Source organism: Mesorhizobium sp. M0016, from assembly GCF_040324035.1.
Lineage (GTDB): Bacteria > Pseudomonadota > Alphaproteobacteria > Rhizobiales > Rhizobiaceae > Mesorhizobium.
In genome coordinates this window covers 66,669-82,666 of sequence record NZ_JAMYVM010000017.1, presented here as the reverse complement: position 1 = coordinate 82,666, position 15,998 = coordinate 66,669, and the positions used below count along the sequence as shown (strand labels likewise).

The 15,998-nt window shown below is 63.9% G+C and carries 17 protein-coding genes and 1 pseudogene; 9 read left to right on the top strand and 9 right to left on the bottom strand.

The window, feature by feature from the left end; translation table 11 throughout:
- The first annotated feature begins 87 nt into the window (after window positions 1-87).
- Window positions 88-2,007 carry a potassium transporter Kup gene (locus NKJ88_RS22610; RefSeq protein WP_352445548.1) on the top strand — a complete coding sequence of 640 codons (1,920 nt, stop codon included), beginning with the start codon at window positions 88-90 and terminating at the stop codon, window positions 2,005-2,007.
- A gap of 36 nt (window positions 2,008-2,043) precedes the next feature.
- A complete protein-coding gene (locus NKJ88_RS22605; RefSeq protein ID WP_352445546.1) occupies window positions 2,044-3,084 on the top strand; it encodes an SDR family oxidoreductase in 1,041 nt (346 codons plus the stop codon).
- A 50-nt stretch (window positions 3,085-3,134) separates the two neighbouring features.
- Here NKJ88_RS22605 and NKJ88_RS22600 read toward each other — a convergent pair whose 3' ends face one another.
- Window positions 3,135-4,025, bottom strand: a complete 891-nt coding sequence (locus tag NKJ88_RS22600; protein ID WP_352445544.1) for an SDR family oxidoreductase — start codon at window positions 4,023-4,025, stop codon at window positions 3,135-3,137.
- 138 nt (window positions 4,026-4,163) lie between these two features.
- Here NKJ88_RS22600 and NKJ88_RS22595 point away from each other — a divergent pair, with 138 nt between their 5' ends.
- A complete protein-coding gene (locus tag NKJ88_RS22595; protein ID WP_023690335.1) occupies window positions 4,164-4,571 on the top strand; it encodes a winged helix-turn-helix transcriptional regulator in 408 nt (135 codons plus the stop codon).
- Between the two features lie 75 nt (window positions 4,572-4,646).
- A pseudogene (locus tag NKJ88_RS22590) lies at window positions 4,647-5,882 on the top strand (FAD-dependent oxidoreductase); the annotation flags it as partial.
- On the opposite strand, the gene NKJ88_RS22585 reads toward NKJ88_RS22590, so the two are convergent.
- Window positions 5,845-6,603: a glutathione S-transferase family protein gene (locus NKJ88_RS22585; RefSeq protein ID WP_352445542.1), complete on the bottom strand. Its 759-nt coding sequence runs from the start codon at window positions 6,601-6,603 to the stop codon at window positions 5,845-5,847. The pseudogene NKJ88_RS22590 and the gene NKJ88_RS22585 overlap by 38 nt on opposite strands.
- 1 nt (window position 6,604) lies before the next feature.
- Complete coding sequence (locus tag NKJ88_RS22580) at window positions 6,605-6,943, bottom strand: Rieske (2Fe-2S) protein (RefSeq protein WP_352445541.1); 339 nt, start codon at window positions 6,941-6,943, stop codon at window positions 6,605-6,607.
- Window positions 6,944-7,005: 62 nt separating this feature from the next.
- On the opposite strand from NKJ88_RS22580, the gene NKJ88_RS22575 reads away from it, so the two are divergent.
- The 3 genes from NKJ88_RS22575 (at window position 7,006) to ilvC (ending at window position 9,315) form a co-directional block, all read left to right on the top strand.
- Window positions 7,006-7,464: a MarR family winged helix-turn-helix transcriptional regulator gene (locus NKJ88_RS22575; RefSeq protein WP_352445539.1), complete on the top strand. Its 459-nt coding sequence runs from the start codon at window positions 7,006-7,008 to the stop codon at window positions 7,462-7,464.
- A gap of 143 nt (window positions 7,465-7,607) precedes the next feature.
- Window positions 7,608-8,273, top strand: a complete 666-nt coding sequence (locus NKJ88_RS22570) for a TetR/AcrR family transcriptional regulator (protein WP_352445537.1) — start codon at window positions 7,608-7,610, stop codon at window positions 8,271-8,273.
- Window positions 8,274-8,295: 22 nt separating this feature from the next.
- The gene (ilvC, locus tag NKJ88_RS22565; RefSeq protein ID WP_013531065.1) at window positions 8,296-9,315 is read left to right on the top strand and encodes a ketol-acid reductoisomerase; all 1,020 of its coding nucleotides are present in this window, start codon (window positions 8,296-8,298) and stop codon (window positions 9,313-9,315) included.
- A gap of 80 nt (window positions 9,316-9,395) precedes the next feature.
- On the opposite strand, the gene NKJ88_RS22560 is transcribed toward ilvC, so the two are convergent.
- Together NKJ88_RS22560 and NKJ88_RS22555 are read right to left on the bottom strand one after the other, a co-directional pair.
- Window positions 9,396-9,680 (bottom strand): PilZ domain-containing protein, encoded by a 285-nt coding sequence (locus NKJ88_RS22560; protein ID WP_023685169.1) that lies wholly within the window; start codon window positions 9,678-9,680, stop codon window positions 9,396-9,398.
- 166 nt (window positions 9,681-9,846) lie between these two features.
- A complete protein-coding gene (locus NKJ88_RS22555; protein WP_023700393.1) occupies window positions 9,847-10,425 on the bottom strand; it encodes a BA14K family protein in 579 nt (192 codons plus the stop codon).
- A 157-nt stretch (window positions 10,426-10,582) separates the two neighbouring features.
- Between NKJ88_RS22555 and NKJ88_RS22550 the strand changes: the two genes are divergently transcribed.
- Together NKJ88_RS22550 and NKJ88_RS22545 are read left to right on the top strand one after the other, a co-directional pair.
- Entirely contained in the window at window positions 10,583-11,695 is a 1,113-nt protein-coding gene (locus NKJ88_RS22550) for an endonuclease/exonuclease/phosphatase family protein (RefSeq protein ID WP_023746877.1), read from the top strand.
- Between the two features lie 5 nt (window positions 11,696-11,700).
- On the top strand, window positions 11,701-12,420 hold the full coding sequence (locus tag NKJ88_RS22545) for an NUDIX hydrolase (protein ID WP_023668380.1): 720 nt from the start codon (window positions 11,701-11,703) through the stop codon (window positions 12,418-12,420).
- Here NKJ88_RS22545 and NKJ88_RS22540 read toward each other — a convergent pair.
- The 4 genes from NKJ88_RS22540 to NKJ88_RS22525 form a co-directional block, all read right to left on the bottom strand.
- Window positions 12,417-12,659, bottom strand: a complete 243-nt coding sequence (locus tag NKJ88_RS22540; RefSeq protein WP_023690325.1) for a hypothetical protein — start codon at window positions 12,657-12,659, stop codon at window positions 12,417-12,419. The two genes, NKJ88_RS22545 and NKJ88_RS22540, sit on opposite strands and share 4 nt — an antisense overlap.
- A gap of 128 nt (window positions 12,660-12,787) precedes the next feature.
- Window positions 12,788-14,005: an ABC transporter permease gene (locus tag NKJ88_RS22535; protein WP_023685173.1), complete on the bottom strand. Its 1,218-nt coding sequence runs from the start codon at window positions 14,003-14,005 to the stop codon at window positions 12,788-12,790.
- Window positions 14,002-14,706 (bottom strand): ABC transporter ATP-binding protein, encoded by a 705-nt coding sequence (locus NKJ88_RS22530; RefSeq protein WP_352445534.1) that lies wholly within the window; start codon window positions 14,704-14,706, stop codon window positions 14,002-14,004. The genes NKJ88_RS22535 and NKJ88_RS22530 overlap by 4 nt, the downstream gene beginning before the upstream one ends.
- A gap of 4 nt (window positions 14,707-14,710) precedes the next feature.
- The gene (locus tag NKJ88_RS22525; protein ID WP_023706151.1) at window positions 14,711-15,997 is read right to left on the bottom strand and encodes an efflux RND transporter periplasmic adaptor subunit; all 1,287 of its coding nucleotides are present in this window, start codon (window positions 15,995-15,997) and stop codon (window positions 14,711-14,713) included.
- Window position 15,998: the final 1 nt, after the last annotated feature.

Sequence of the window (15,998 nt, the reverse complement as noted above, 5' to 3'; positions counted from 1 at the left end):
CTGGGAACATGGTAGCCCTACCGTCACGGCACTTGATATTGCATCGCAGCAAGCGTAGAGCACCGCGCGCTTATCGGAGTGTCGTCCATGGCCCTTACCAATGCTGGTATTGAGGCAGAACCCGTCGAACAATCGAGCCATCCCGAAATCGAACAGCACAGCACCAAAGTTCTGATGCTGGGCGCGCTCGGTGTGGTCTATGGCGACATCGGCACCAGCCCGATCTACGCCTTCCGGGAAGCGCTTGTTGCGTCCTCCGGCGGCGAAATCGCCGAGCGCGGCGATATTCTGGGCGTGCTGTCGCTGATCATCTGGTCGTTGACGATTATCGTCACCATCAAATACATCATGTTCGTGCTCAGAGCCGACAACCGAGGCGAGGGCGGCGTGCTGTCGCTGATGGCGCTGGCGCGCGGCAGTTTCCCGACCCGCTCGGCGATCATCCTGGCCATCGGTGTTGTCGGCGCGTCATTGTTCTTCGGTGACGCCGTCATCACGCCGGCAATCTCGGTGCTTTCGGCGGTTGAAGGCATGAATGTCGTTACCCCGACCTTCCAGCCCTACGTCGTGCCGCTGACGCTGGTCATCCTGGCGATCCTGTTTTCGGTGCAGCGCTTCGGCACTGGCGGTGTGGCGCTGATCTTTGGCCCGATCACGGCGGTCTGGTTCCTGGCTATCGGTCTTTCGGGCTTGAACCACATCATCGCCGATCCCGAAATCCTGTGGGCGGTCAGCCCGCACTACATCGTCGCCTTCCTGATCAATTCGCCCGATGTCGCCTTCGTCACCATCGGCGCCATCTTCCTCGCCGTCACCGGTGCCGAAGCGCTTTATGCCGATCTCGGCCATTTCGGCCGCAAGCCCATCGTGCTCGCCTGGCTGGCCATCGTGTTTCCCTGCCTGCTGCTAAACTATGCCGGGCAGGGCGCTTTCGTGCTGGCGAAGAACGGTCACGTCGGCCATCCATTCTTCGAGATGAACGAAGGCTGGACGCTGATCCCGATGGTGGTATTGGCAACCGCGGCGACGGTCATCGCCAGCCAGGCGGTCATATCGGGCGCCTTCTCGCTGACCAGGCAGGCGGTGCAGCTCAATATGCTGCCGCGCCTCGAAATCCTGCACACGTCGGAACGGCAGTCGGGCCAGATCTACATGCCGCGCGTCAATGTTTTGCTGGCGTTGGCGGTGATGTTGCTGGTCGTCGGTTTCGGCGAATCGAGCAAGCTCGCCTCCGCCTATGGCATCTCGGTGACCGGCAACATGTTGGTGACGACGGTGCTGCTGTTCGTCGTCATGACCCGCATCTGGAAATGGCGGCTGTGGGTGGCCGTCGCCATGACGGCGCTGTTCGGCTTCATCGACATCGGCTTCTTCGCCTCCAACATCGTGAAGGTGTTCGAGGGCGGCTGGGCGTCGCTTGCGGTGGCCTTCACCATCGTTCTGGCGATGTGGACCTGGGTGCGCGGCAGCCGCTATCTGTTCGACAAGACCCGGCGCAACGAAATCCCGCTCGATTTCCTCGCCGGCAATCTGCTGAAGAAGAAGCCGCAGCTGGTGTCCGGCACCGCCGTGTTCCTGACCAGCGATCCGCAAAGCGCGCCGACAGCGCTGATGCACAGCCTGAAGCACTACAAGGTGCTGCACGAGCAGAACGTCATTCTGTCGGTGGTCACCGCACCGCAACCGCTGGTGCCCGACAGCGAGCGGGTCAAGATGGAGACAGTCAACGAGTTGTTCATGCGGGTGACGCTGACCTTCGGCTATATGGAGCAGCCCAACATTCCGCGCGCGCTGGCGATCTGCCGCAAGCAGGGCTGGAAGTTCGACATCATGACGACTTCGTTCTTCCTGTCGCGGCGCTCGCTCAAGGCATCGCCCAATTCCGGCATGCCGGTGTGGCAGGACAAGCTGTTCATCGGGCTCGCCCGCTCGGCGGCCGATGCGACGGAGTATTTCCAGATCCCGACCGGACGTGTGGTCGAGATCGGCACGCAGGTGGCGATCTGAGGGGTCTCGAAGGGATAAATCGTCGAGGAGGCTAATATGAGCGGCGAATTGGTGCTGGTCACCGGCGGGTCCGGCTTCCTCGGCGCTCACTGCATCCTAGAACTGTTGAAGGCCGGCTACCGCGTCCGCACCTCCGTGCGATCGGCCAGGCGCGAAGCCGATGTGCTCGCCATGCTCAAGGCAGGTGGCACGGAGCCCGGTGACGCCCTTTCATTCGCCCATGCCGATCTGATGGCCGACGCAGGCTGGCCGGCGGCGGTGGCCGGCTGCGATTACGTGCTGCATGTCGCATCACCTTTTCCGCCCGGCGTGCCCACGCATGAGGATGACCTGATCCTTCCGGCGCGCGAGGGCGCGTTGCGCGTGCTGCGGGCGGCGCGGGATACCGGGGTCAGGCGCGTCGTGCTCACCTCATCCTTCGCGGCCGTCGGCTATGGCAAAATGCGCGCGGATGGGCAGCCTTTCAACGAGGAAAACTGGACCGATCCGGCAGGCAAGGTCAGCGCCTATGTGAAGTCCAAGACGCTCGCCGAGCGCGCGGCCTGGGATTTCATCGCCGAGCAGGGCGGCGCGCTGGAGCTTGCGGTCGTCAATCCCGTTGGCATCTTTGGACCGGTGCTCGGCGCGGACCATTCGACCTCGACCGAATTTGTCCAGCGCATGCTGAACGGCGCCGTGCCTGGGCTGCCGCGCCTGTCCTTCGGCGTCGTCGACGCGCGCGACGTGGCGGATCTGCATGTTCGCGCCATGACCCACCCCGCCGCCAAGGGCGAACGGTTCCTCGCTGTCGCCGGCGATTTCATGACGGTCCGCGAGATCGCGCAGACCCTGAAGACGCGGCTCGGGCCGGCGGCGTCGCGCGTCTCGACGCGGGAGTTTCCCGATTGGCTGGTGCGCATCATCGGGCTGTTCAATCCGGAAGCGGCCCAACTCGCAACGGAACTGGGCAAGATCAAGAACGCCACCAACGCCAAGGCGGTGCGCGTGCTCGGCTGGGCGCCACGCTCGCGCGAAGATGCTTTGATTGCCACGGGCGAAAGCCTGATCCGGCTGGGACTGGTCAAGCGACATAAGTAATTGTGCGGGAGGCCGAACCTTAAGGGCTCGGCGTCCCGCAACGGCAGCTTTCAGCCGGCCAGTGCAGCCTTGTTCGTCTCCAGAAACTGCTTCAGCGGCACCGACTTTCGGCCGGAGAGTTTTTCGACCGCGTCTGTCACCATGCCGAGGTCACCTGCGCGTGCGGCAGCGTCGAACGACACCAGCACCTTGGCGAAGGGTTCAGGCAGGCCGGCCGACTTCATTCCCTCGGTCAGGGCTTCGTCGGAAAGCTGGATGACCTTGATCGGCTTGCTGATGACCTCGGTGACCAACGCCGCCACTTCGGCAGCCGTATACGCACTGGGGCCGGTGAGCGTGTAAGTCGCGCTTTCGCTGCTGTCCGAGGCGAGCCCCGCTGCGATCGCCGCCGCGAAATCGTCACGCGTGCCGTAGGAAATGGCGCCGTCGCCGGCGGAGGTGTACCACTGACCCGACGCCAGAACCTGCGGCAACGCCATGAACAGGTTCTCGTTATACCAGCCATTGCGGAATATCGTGTAGGGGATCCCGCTCGCCTTGATCGCCTGTTCGGTGTCGTAGTGGTCGGGCGCGAAAACAACCGGCGAACCAGGCTCGGGGTTGGGCATCGAGGTGTACAGCAGGTGGCCGACGCCAGCCTGTTTGGCCGCCGTCACCGCCGCAAGCTGCTGCTCGCGCCGCTTCCCCTGTACCTCAAGTTCGTTGGTCGAGATGACGAGTGCCCGGTCGGCTCCCGCGAAGGCCTCGGCAAGCGATTGCGGGTCGTTGAAGTCAGCGGCTCTGACGACGACGCCGCGCGCCGCCAGATCGGCAAGGTTGGCGGGTGTACGGGTGGTGGCGATGATGCGGTTTGCGGGGATCTTTAATGTGTCCAGCAGGTGGTTGATGACGCCGCGGCCAAGCTGGCCGGAAGCGCCGGTGACGAGAAGGGTTGCGGTCATGGGGGATCCTGAAATTGCGCCGGGTGGCGGGTGCTTCTGACAGTCTCAAAAAGAGACCAGCACTAAAATAAGAATTGACCGGCCACCGTAAAGAAGGCAGTTTTTAGGGAGGTAGGCACCGCCAGGGAACCAGCAGCCATGGACGGCAAGGTCGTCAATCTGAGAACCAAGCTCAATATATTCAAAGCCACCAGCGATGGCGCAAACATTGCCGATTGCCCGGTTCGCGACGTGATGCAGGGCGTGAACGGCAAATGGAGTTCGCTGCTGATGGCGGCGCTCGCAGAGCAGCCCTATCGTTTCGGCGAGTTGCGGCGCCTGGTGCCCGACATCTCGCAGCGCATGCTCACCCAGACGCTCCACGATCTGCAGCGCGACGGCTTTGTTCATCGCGAAGTGTTCCCGACCAAGCCGCCAAGCGTCGAATACAGCCTGACCGATCTCGGCCGTTCGATGTTCGGCGCCTTGCATCAATTGATCCTGTGGGCCGAACTCAACCATGGTGCGGTGCGCAAGGCGCGCGCTGCCTTCGACGCCGGTGGCTGATATTTTGGTCCATGCAGCAAAGGCTTGATTTGACAATGGCGCTGAAGGATTGTCCGGCCAGTAGTTGGGCGGGCAATGGAAAAATCTCTCGACATCGCGATTGCGGGCGCCGGCCCGGCGGGGCTCGCCACCGCGCTCTATCTCAAGCGCGCGGGCCACAACGTCACCATCTTCGAACGTTTCGAGGAACCCAAGCCCGTCGGTTCCGGACTGATCCTGCAGCCGACCGGGCTGAGCGTGCTCGCCGATCTCGGCCTGCTCGACGACATTCTGGCGCTGGGGAGCCGCATCGAGCGTCTGCATGGCGCCGATGCCTCGAGCGGCCGCACCGTGCTCGCCGTGCGCTACGATGCGCAGCCTGGCGGCCGTTTCGGGCTGGCGGTGCACCGGGCGGCGTTGTTCAACATGTTGTTTCGCGCCGCGCAGCGCCAAGGCATCGCCATCGAAACCGGTGTCGAGATCGAGACGCTGGACGTCGGTGAGCGGGCGATCCTGATCTTCGACAAGAGCCGAACGGTGGGGGGCCGCAGGGCAGGGCCGTTCGACCTCGTGGTCGACGCCAGCGGCTCGCGTTCGAAGCTGCGCCGGTGCCTCAACGATCCGGCCCAGCCGCGGCAGCTCACTTACGGCGCGTTCTGGGCCTCGCTCGGCTGGCGCCAAGGCTTCGACGAAAATGCGCTGCTGCAGCGCTACGACAAGGCCAGCGTGATGATCGGCGTCCTGCCGATCGGCCGACCGGAACCGGGCGGGGAAAAGATGGCGGCGTTCTTCTGGAGCCTGAAGCCGGCGGATGCCGAAAACGTGCGCGCGGCAGGGCTCGACGCCTGGAAGGCGAGACTGGTCTCGCTGTGGCCACAGTGCGAGGCGTTCACCAGCCAGATCGACAGCTTCGACCAGCTGTCGCTGGCGCGCTACGGCCATCACACGATGAAGCTGCCGACCGGCCGCCGGCTGGCGGTGATCGGCGACGCCGCGCATTCGACCAGCCCGCAGCTCGGGCAAGGCGCCAACATGGCGCTGCTCGACGCGGCAGCGCTCAGCCATGCCTTGGCACAGACGGGCAACGTCGAGGCAGCGCTGGAAAGCTACGCCCGGGCGCGGCGATGGCATGTCCGGATCTTCCAGCTGCTGTCGCTGGCGCTGACGCCGTTCTACCAGTCGGACGGCACGATGCTGCCCTTCTTCCGCGACAGGCTGGTGGCAACCATCGCCAAAATCCCGCCAGTGCCAAGCGTGCTTGCCTCGATGGTGGCCGGCACGCTGATCGATCCGTTCAGGCGGATCGGGCTAGAGGAGGTGCACTGGCCAGATCATCCGGCGGGATCAGGGTCGAGAAAAGCGAATTTCTCGCACGCAGGAATAGACGCAGCCGCTGCGGATAGTCCGGCGCCACGGCACCCTTGATCGAGGCGCGTTCGCTCAACGCCTTGCGCCAGGCCTGGACCAATGGCTTGCCGTCCAGAATGCCGAAATTGCCGATCCGGTCGAAGGCGTCGAGATAGCGGAAGACCGGGCCGTAGACGGCATCGACGAGGCAAAAGCACTCGCCATTGAACCACGGTCCGGCCTGGTCGGCCAGTTCGTCCTCCAGACGATCGAACATGGCCGAAAGTGCCGTGGACTCTGCCAGGAAGGCGGCCTCCGTCGAAGCCGTGTAGAACCGGCCGATGGCGTTCAATGTCGCCGAGCCGAACTCGATCCAGGCGCGATGCCGGGCACGGGCGTAGGCGTCGGCCGGATGCAGAGGATTGGCTTGCGTCTCCTCGAGGAATTCGAGAATGACGGCGGATTCGAAGATCACCGTCTCCTCGCCATTTGCCTGGACGATCAGCAGCGGCACCTTGCCCAGCGGCGAAATCGCCTTGAACCAGTCCGGCTTGTTGGCGAGGTCGATGGTGACACGATCAAACGGCACGCCTTTCTCGGCCAGCGAGATCGCCGCGCGCTGCACATAGGGGCATAGATGATGGCTGACGAGAATGAGCTTGCCAGTCATTTCATTCTTCTCAGGCATTTCATTCTTCTCAGGCATGTCACTCTCCCCAGACATAGTTCAACGCGCCGTCCTCGACGCGCGTCGACAGGAACATCAGTCGCGACGCTTTTGGCGCCCGCCCTTCGATTCGGTCGCCTGATGTCATGTCGAAGGCGGCGCCGTGCCATTGGCAGACCAGCTTGCCGTCCTTGCAGTCGAGCGGCCCGCCGAAATGCAGGCAGACATTGGCGGCGGCGCGGACACGCTCGCCGCTGCGCCAGACATGGACCTCGCGGCCGAAGAACGGTGCGATCAGGCTGCCCGTCTGTGGGACGTCGGCGACTTTGCAAATTTCGTGTTTCGTGGATCTTTCCCGGATCGATGCAGTTGCATGCATATAGATGCAAGTGCATCGACCGTCAAGCTTGATGCAACTGCATCTACCGCCTAGGATGGGTCATGACCAAAACAACCACGCCTTCGCCCGAAGCCGTCAAGGCCTGGGCCCGCCTGATGCGGGTTTCGCGCCAGCTCATCGAAAAGGCGGAAGAGGCTTTGAAGACCAGCGGCTTGCCGCCGCTCGACTGGTATGACGTGCTGCATGAACTCGCCGAGGCGGGTGAGGGCGGGCTGCGGCCATTCCAGCTGACCGAGCGCACACTGTTTGCGCAGTACAACATCTCGCGGCTTCTGGCGCGGCTCGAGGCCGAAGGACTGGTCGAGAAACTCAGGGTTGCCGATGACGGCCGCGGCCAGACCATCCGCATCTCGGCCAAGGGCCGTCAGACGCGGCGACGGATGTGGGCTGTCTATGGACGGTCGATTGCGGAATTGGTCGGCGACAAACTCTCGACGGAGGAGCTGAAGATACTGGCAAGCCTGCTTGGAGAGTTGCGCCATCCGGCCGCCGATGATTGATCCGTCAGAATCTCGTGGTTTGCTCGGCGGCTCTCACGTCGACGATTTTTCTACCTAACCCCTTGCGTCGAGCACAGGATTGCGCAATATGCCGAACCGTAACGTACGGTACGCCGTTTGAGGCGACCCGGCGACCTCATCGAATGGGCAGGAAATTGTTGCAGGCGAGTGCCGAGATCGATAGCAGCGAAGTGCTGACAGAGCGGCAAAAGGTCGTCCTGGACGCGGCTTTGCGGCTGCTGGTCGAGGAGGGCGACAATCTGACCATGACGGCGGTGGCGCGCCGCGCCAGCTGCTCGAAGGAAACGCTCTACAAATGGTTCGGCGACCGCGACGGACTGCTGACGGCGACCGTGCAGTGGCAGGCATCGAAAGTGCGCGTGGTGCCGGTCGACGGTGAGCGGCTCGATCTTGCCTCGCTGACGGCAAGCCTGGAAGGCTTCGCCTCGGACTGGCTGAAGGTGATTTCGAGCGATACCTCGATCGCGCTGAACCGCGTCGCGGTCGGCCATGCCGGATCCGGAAAGGACGATCTCGGCGCCATCGTGCTGGAGAATGGCCGTTTCGCGCTGGCCAGACGGCTGAAGCCGGTGCTGCTTGCCGGCAAGCAGGCCGGGCTGCTCGACTTTACGGATGCCGAAATGGCGTTCCGGACCTTTTTCGGGCTGGTCGCCCGCGACGTGCAGATCCGTCTCCTGCTCGGCGACAGGCTGGAATTGACTGAAGCGGCGATCGGCGGCGATGCCGTCCGGGCAACGCAGCAGTTTCTCGCTCTTTATGGAGCAAAAACCGGGCCGCAAGGCCTCTAATCTCACGGGAAGGAAGCAAAAGATGCGTGTCTATTACGATCGCGACGCCGATCTCAATCTGATCAAGGGCAAGAAGGTCGCCATCATCGGCTATGGCAGCCAAGGCCGGGCGCATGCGCTCAACCTCAAGGATTCGGGCGCCAAGGAAATCGCCATCGGCCTCAAGGCGGGATCGGCGACGGCCAAGAAGGTCGAGGCCGACGGGCTCAAGGTGATGAGCGTGGCGGACGCTGCCAAATGGGCCGATTTGATGATGATGGCGACGCCTGACGAATTGCAGGCCGACATCTACAAAAACGAAATCGCGCCAAACATTCGTGACGGCGCCGCGATTGCCTTCGCGCACGGCCTCAACGTGCATTTCGGCCTCATCGAGCCGAAGTCGACCGTCGATGTCGTCATGATCGCGCCGAAAGGCCCCGGCCACACGGTGCGCGGCGAATACCAGAAGGGCGGCGGCGTGCCGTGCCTGGTCGCCGTCAACCAGGATGCTTCCGGCAATGCGCTCGATCTCGCTCTGTCCTACGCCTGCGGCGTCGGGGGCGGCCGTTCGGGCATCATCGAGACCAATTTCCGCGAGGAATGCGAGACCGATCTGTTCGGCGAGCAGGTCGTGCTCTGCGGCGGCCTGGTCGAACTGATCCGCGCCGGTTTCGAGACGCTGGTGGAAGCCGGCTATGCGCCCGAAATGGCCTATTTCGAGTGCCTGCACGAGGTCAAGCTGATCGTCGACCTGATCTATGAAGGCGGCATCGCCAACATGAACTACTCGATCTCGAACACAGCCGAATGGGGCGAATATGTCTCTGGCCCGCGCATCATCACCGCCGAGACCAAGGCCGAGATGAAGCGCGTGCTGAAGGATATCCAGACCGGCAAGTTCACCTCGGAGTGGATGCAGGAATACCGCGCCGGCATGTCGCGCTTCAAGGGCATCCGCCGCAACAATGACAGCCACCAGATCGAGGAAGTCGGCGCCAAGCTGCGCGCCATGATGCCCTGGATTTCCAAGAACAAGCTGGTCGACAAGGCCAAGAACTAACCCGCAATCTTCGGATTGGGAGCAAAGAGCCGGCGGAGCGATCCGCCGGCTTTTTCATGCCGGTTTATCGATCAGGACGCTCAGCCATAGTGCCAATGCGGCTTCGGCTCGGTGCCGGTGAACTCGACGCCGATGCGGTCGTCGCGGCGCCAGCGCACGATGGCCTTGTAGCCGATGCCGTCGACAGGCACATAGAGCAGGAACTCGTCCGGCACGCGCGCGTCTATCGAGACTTTCAGTTCGGCGCCGCCGGCATGCATGTTGCGGACCGTGCACTTGACCTCGGAATTGGTGAGGCCGGTCAGAATCGTCGCGCCCTTCAGCACGCGCTGCCGGTGTTTGTTTCGCAATTCGTTGTCGGCCATGACGGCGTCCTTCGCGACCTGATCGGCGCGATCGTCAGATGGGGCACGATATCACGGATAGGCTGAGCCGATAAACATATGGTTAGCGGTGACCGAGACCAGCCGTCTTTCCCAATGAAAACGGCGCCGCGATGGGGCGGCGCCGTCGTTTATTGTCGTTTATAGGTCAGCTGTAGGGCGACCAGCATTGCTGGCGCGGGCCACCATAGGGCTGGAACGTGTTGTCCCAGGCCCGGTAGGACCGATAGCGGTCGTAGCACCACTGGACATGGGCGCTGGACAGACGCTGCGTGCGGTAATAGCGGCGGGGCGCCGGCTGCACGTAGTAGCCGTCATTGTAATAGCCGTTGTTGTAGATGCTGCCGAGGCCGAGACCCAGGCCGAGGCCGAGAACTGCTGCGGCGCCGGTGTCAAAATCACGGCCGCGATGGTGACGGTGATGGCGCCAGCGCCAGTTGTCGCCGCCGTTCCAGTTGCCGCCATTCCAGTTGCCGTTGTTCCAGTTGCCTGACCGGGCAAAGCGACGGCCGTCGTGGCGGCGCCACTGCCAATCGTTGAAGGAGCGGCGGTCATTGCCGCCCGCCCAGCTGTCGCGAACCGGTGTGATGTCAGACAATGCGGTGCTTGTCGGCACCGCCAGGTTTGGCTGCAGGATCGGGCCGGCGGCGGATGGCGCCGTGAGACCCGAGAAAAGACCGAGCGCTAACAGCCCGGATTTGACTGTGGACGAAAAGAGCGAGCTCATTGCACTCTCCAAGTGATACAGGCCCCACGCCCGGATACCCCAGGGAAGTGGCCTATTGATGGACCTTGGCGTCTGAACGGAGGATGAACAGAAAGGTTCCATCAGCCATGACGAGCAGCCCTTGTTTTCATTGGCGCTTGCAGGCAAAGGTCAGCCCATGTCGCTGCGCCTCGCCACTTTCAATGTCGAAAACCTGATGAACAGGTTCGATTACTCGGGCTTCCGCAACCAGCTCAACGAAGACCGCACGCTGGCGCTTTTCGACATCCAGAGCGAAGCCGAATACCGGATGCTGGAGCAGGCGCGCGCCATCGCGCAATCCGACGATACGCGCCAGTTGACCGCGCTCGCCATTGCCGCCACCCGTGCGGACATCATCTGCATGCAGGAGGTCGACAACATCGAGGCGCTGAAGGCGTTCGAGTATGGCTATCTCTTCAAGATGGTGGGCGAGGGTTACCGGCAGAAATACACCACCGCCGGCAATGATTCGCGCGGCATTGACGTTGCCGTGATGATGCGCAACGAGACAGCGCAAGGTCAGCCGATCGAATTCGTGCGCATGACCAGCCATGCCTATGTCACGTTCGAGCAGTTCGGATTGCACACGCCTGAACTCGAGGCGCTCGGCAACCTGGCCAATGAACGCATCTTCCGGCGCGATTGCCTGGAGGTCGACATCAAGGTCGGCGGCGTGCCGCTGACGCTTTACCTCGTCCATTTCAAATCGATGGGCTCGCCGCGCAATGGGCTCGACGGCCGCGAGGCGACGATGCCGGTGCGCATCGCCGAGGCGCAAGCGGTGCGCCGCATTATCGACGAGCGCTTCGGCAAAGAGCACGCAGCCGACAAAAACTGGGCGATCTGCGGCGACATGAACGACTACCGGCAGCGGGTGAAGATCGAGGGCGACGCTATCGACGGCTACCGCTTCCAGGTGATCGACGAGAGCCAGTCCTGTATCGATGTGCTCACCGCCGGCGGCTTTTGCGAGAATGTCGTCGAACGCCGGCCGGAGATGGACCGCTGGAGTTTCTACCACACGCGCGGGCCGAAGGAGCGGCATCTGTGCCAGCTCGACTACATCCTGCTGTCGAAAGGGCTGGCGGCGAAGAATGCGACGGCGGTTCCCGACATCATCCGCAACGGCCAGCCCTGGCGCACCATCTTTCCGGCGGGACAGGCGGTGGAGCGCTTTCCGCGCGCCGGCTGGGACCGGCCGAAGGCGTCGGACCATTGTCCCGTCGCAATTACCCTGGACATGGCTTGAGCACGGTGAGCTTCGACCTGCCGCGCAACGTCATCCTGCCCGTCGACGAAATCGACGTCCGGCTCGACCCCGGCCCGCATCCGTTCGAGCGCGACAACGCGCAGGCGATCACTGACAACTGGCGGCGCGAGGTCACGGCCAATCCGGCGCTGTTCGACGGCACGGTGGTGCTGCTCTCGGCGCTCGCCTGGCGCGACAACCGGATCGTCGGGCGTTGTCACGCGGTGAAGTACTCGACCTTCCTGCTGTGGCGAAAGAACCGGCAGGGGACGGGCGCCGAGCACGCCTATGGCCACGCCATGCTGGTCGCCGGCGACAACGCCTTGGTGGCCATCCGCATGGGCGCGCACACGGTCCCGGCCGGCAGTGTCTACTTCGCTGCCGGCTCGTTCGAGCCGATCGATTTTCGCGATGGCCGCGTCGATGTCGATTTCAACATGATCCGTGAAGTGCGCGAGGAGACCGGGCTTGACCTGACAGGCGCTGCGCGCGGCAAGCGCTACCATGCGCTGTCGACTTCGACCGGCACGGTCCTCTTCCGCCGCTACCACGTCGATGCGCCGGCCGACGAGATTGCGCGGCGCATCGGCGCCTTCGTCGCGACCGAGACCGAGCCGGAGATCGAGGGGCCGGTGATCATCCGCCACGCCGCCGACCTGCCGGAAGGGCTGGCACCGCATATGAAGCCGCTGGTCGAGTGGCATTTTGGCGGTGGCGGGGGCTAACGGCGCGGATTGTTCTGCGCCGCCTTGCGGTCGTTGCGGGCGGCGACGAGGAACAGGATAACGCCGATGCCCAGCAATCCACCCATGACCATGCCCATCGTCTGGCCGACGACTGCCTGAAAATCGGCGGTGACACGATCGGGATTGGCCATGCCGTAGCGGGCGAGATACCACCAAAGTCCCGCAAGGGCGCCTTCGATGATCACCATCGTCAGAATCAGCCGCGCCTTCTTGCTCATTGCCACTCCTTGACCAGATGCTTTGCTCTAAAATTAGCATCGCAGACCGGACGACAACAAGTATTGCGATGTCGACAAGCACCCATCCTTGTGGATAGCGGTTGGTTGCGGTGGAGCTGATCTGGCGCTTATTCGTGGCGCAGCGCGTCGATCGGGTCGAGCCTGGCGCCGCGCAGCGCCGGGAAGAAGCCGAACACCATGCCGATCAGCGCCGAAAAACCGACGGCGAGCAGGATGACCGCCGGGCTCGGCGCAAACGGTATGGCCAGCGTTGCCGAGGCGAGGCCGGCCAGCGCCAGGCCGATCAGGATGCCGATAATGCCGCCGAGCAGCGACAGCACCGTCGCCTCGACCAGGAACTGGATGAGGATGTGCTTTTCATGCGCGCCGATGGCGAGCCTGATGCCGATCTCGCGGGTGCGCTCAGTGACCGAGACCAGCATGATGTTCATGATCCCGATGCCGCCGACCAGCAGGCTGACGCCCGCGACGGCGCCCAGCATGCCGGTCATGGTGGTGGTGGCGCTGGCCATGGCGTCGGCGATCTGGGTCATGTCGCGGATCGAGAAATCGTCTTCGCGGTCCGGCGTGATGCGGCGGGTGTCGCGCAAAATGTCCTCGACTCGCGGCTGCAATTCGGTGGTCGGGGTGCGGTCGTCGGCGGCGACGTAGATGTTGTCGATGTCGCGGTTGCCGGCGATGCGGCGCTGATAGGCGGCAAGCGGCATCAAGACGACATTGTCCTGGTCCTGGCCGAAGCCGGTATAGCCCTTGGGTTCGAGCAGGCCGATGATCTTGCACGAGGTGCGGTTGACGCGGATGATCTCGCCCTCGGGTTCGCCGGCGCCGAAGAATTGCTGGCGCACCGTCTCGCCGATCAGGCAGACGCCGGTGCCCGAGCGTGTCTCCGAATCGCTGAATGGGCGGCCCGACACCAGCTTCCAGTCGCGGGCGTCGAGATAGGCGCTGTCGGTGCCGGTGACGCCCGAGGTCAGGCTCTCGGTGCCGAAGATGACGCGGACTTGTTTCTGCGACGCCGGCGCGATGGCGCGCGCGCCGGTCAGGTGGGCTACGAGGGCGGCTACATCCTTGTCGGCCAGAGGCCGTACCGCCTGGTCGAGCCCGCCTGGTCCGCCGGTGCCTGCCGGGCGGCCGGAACGGACGACGAGCAGGTTCGAGCCGAGCTTGGCGATGTCCGACTTGACCTTGGCCGTGGTGCCCGAACCGATGGTCAGCATGGCGATGACGGCGGCGACACCGATGACGATGCCGAGCAGCGTCAGGAACGAGCGCAGCACATTGCGGCGGATGGAGCGCAGAGAGAGGCGGACGGTTTCCCAGATCATGACGCCAACTCCGACTTGGCCGTGTCGGACGCGACGTGGCCGTCGAGGAAGCGGATGGTGCGCTCGGCATAATCGGCGACATCGGCCTCGTGGGTGACCATGGCGATGGTCAAGCCGAGCTCCCGGTTCAGCCGCGTCAACAACTCCATGATCTCATGCGTGCGGGCGGTGTCGAGATTGCCGGTCGGCTCGTCGGCGACGAGCAGCGTAGGCCTGGTGACGATGGCGCGCGCGATCGCCACGCGCTGCTGCTGGCCGCCGGAGAGTTCGGCCGGCGTGTGGTGTTCGCGCCCGACCAGGCCGACCTCCGCCAGCGCCTGCATGGCAAGATCGCGGCGCTCGCGGGCCGGCGCGCCGCGATAGATCAGCGGCAGCTCGACATTTTCCGCCGCCGTGGTGCGCGGCAACAGATTGTAACCCTGGAAGACGAAGCCGATATAGAGATTGCGCAGAAGCGCCCGGCGGTTGCGGTCGAGCCGCCCGGCGTCGATGCCCATGAAGGAGTAGGTTCCGGCCGTCGGCGTGTCGAGGCAACCGATGATGTTCATCGCGGTCGATTTGCCCGAACCGGACGGGCCCATGATGGCGACGAATTCGCCACGCTGGATGGCGAAGTCGACGCCGGCCAGCGCATGGACCTTGGCTTCGCCCTGGCCATAGCTCTTCCAGACCGTGTCGAAACCGATGAGGCCCGCGGCCATGGCGTCAGCTCCGCAGCTGCGAGGTCGTGATAACCTCTGCACCTTCATCCAGCCCGGAGGTGATCTCGGTCAGTTCGCCGTCGGTGGAGCCGATCTTCACGTTGACCGGGTGCGGCCGGCCGTTCTCCAGCACATAGAGCGTGCGTGAGCCGTCGGTGGGCGCCTTCACCGGCTGGCGGCGGTTGCCGCCACGACCCATGCGGCCGGTGAACAGATCGCTGAGGCTCCACGCGCGGGCAGCAGGTGCCGATGGCCGATAGCGAAACGCTGTTGAAGGCACGGTGAGCACGCTCTTGGCCTGCCTGGTGACGACCGAAACCGTGGCGGTCATGCCGGGCCGCAGCAAAAGCTCGTTATTGTCGACTTCCAACCGTGCATTGTAGGTGACGACGCCGTCGGTGGTGACCGAGGCGTAGGAGATGTCGCGGATCTCGGCGTCGAACGGCCGCTCCGGAAAGGCATCGACGGTGAAGCGTGCATGCTGGCCTGGTTTGACCGCGCCGATATCGGCCTCGTCGACCGCCGCCACCAATTCCATGTTCCTCAAATCGGCGGCGATGATGAACAGAACCGGCGCCTGCAGCGAGGAGGCGACCGTCTGGCCGGGGTCGACGGAACGCGTCAAGACGATGCCGTCAATCGGCGCATAGATGGTGCTCTTGGCAAGGTCGGTCTGCTGCGCCTTGAGATCGGCCTGGGCGATGGCGAGATTGGCCTGCGCACTATCGAGCGCCGCCTTGGAGCGGTCGCGCGTGGCAGTCGCCGCCTCGAGCGACTGATCGGTCGCCATGCCACGCCTGGTCAGTTCGGCCGCGCGGGTGAGGGCGCTTTCGTTTTCCTTCAGGGTTACCGTGGCGTCCTCGACATTGGCGGCAGCGGCCTTGGCCGAGGCTTCGGCGCGTTCGATCTGGACCTCGAGTTTCACGGTGTCGAGCGTCGCCAGCACGTCGCCCTTCTTGACCTGCTGGTTCTCCTCGGCGGAGACCGAACGGATGATGCCGGACAATTCGCTTGAAATATCGACCTGGGTGAGGGGCTGCAGCGTGCCGGTCGCCGATACCGCGACGGTGAGGTCGGCAATGGTGGCCGGCGTGGTGGTGTAGTCGATCTTGGCCGGAGAGCCGGCAAACCACTGGTAGCCAGCCAACCCGGCGGCAAGTGCGATCAGCGCCAGCAGCGCGTAAAGCCAGCCACGGCGGCGCGTCTTGCGCACACCACTCTGGTCAAGTCCAAGCGCCGCCTCGATGGCGGAATCCGATTCCGTCTTTGGCAGATTGACAAGCTGGTCCACG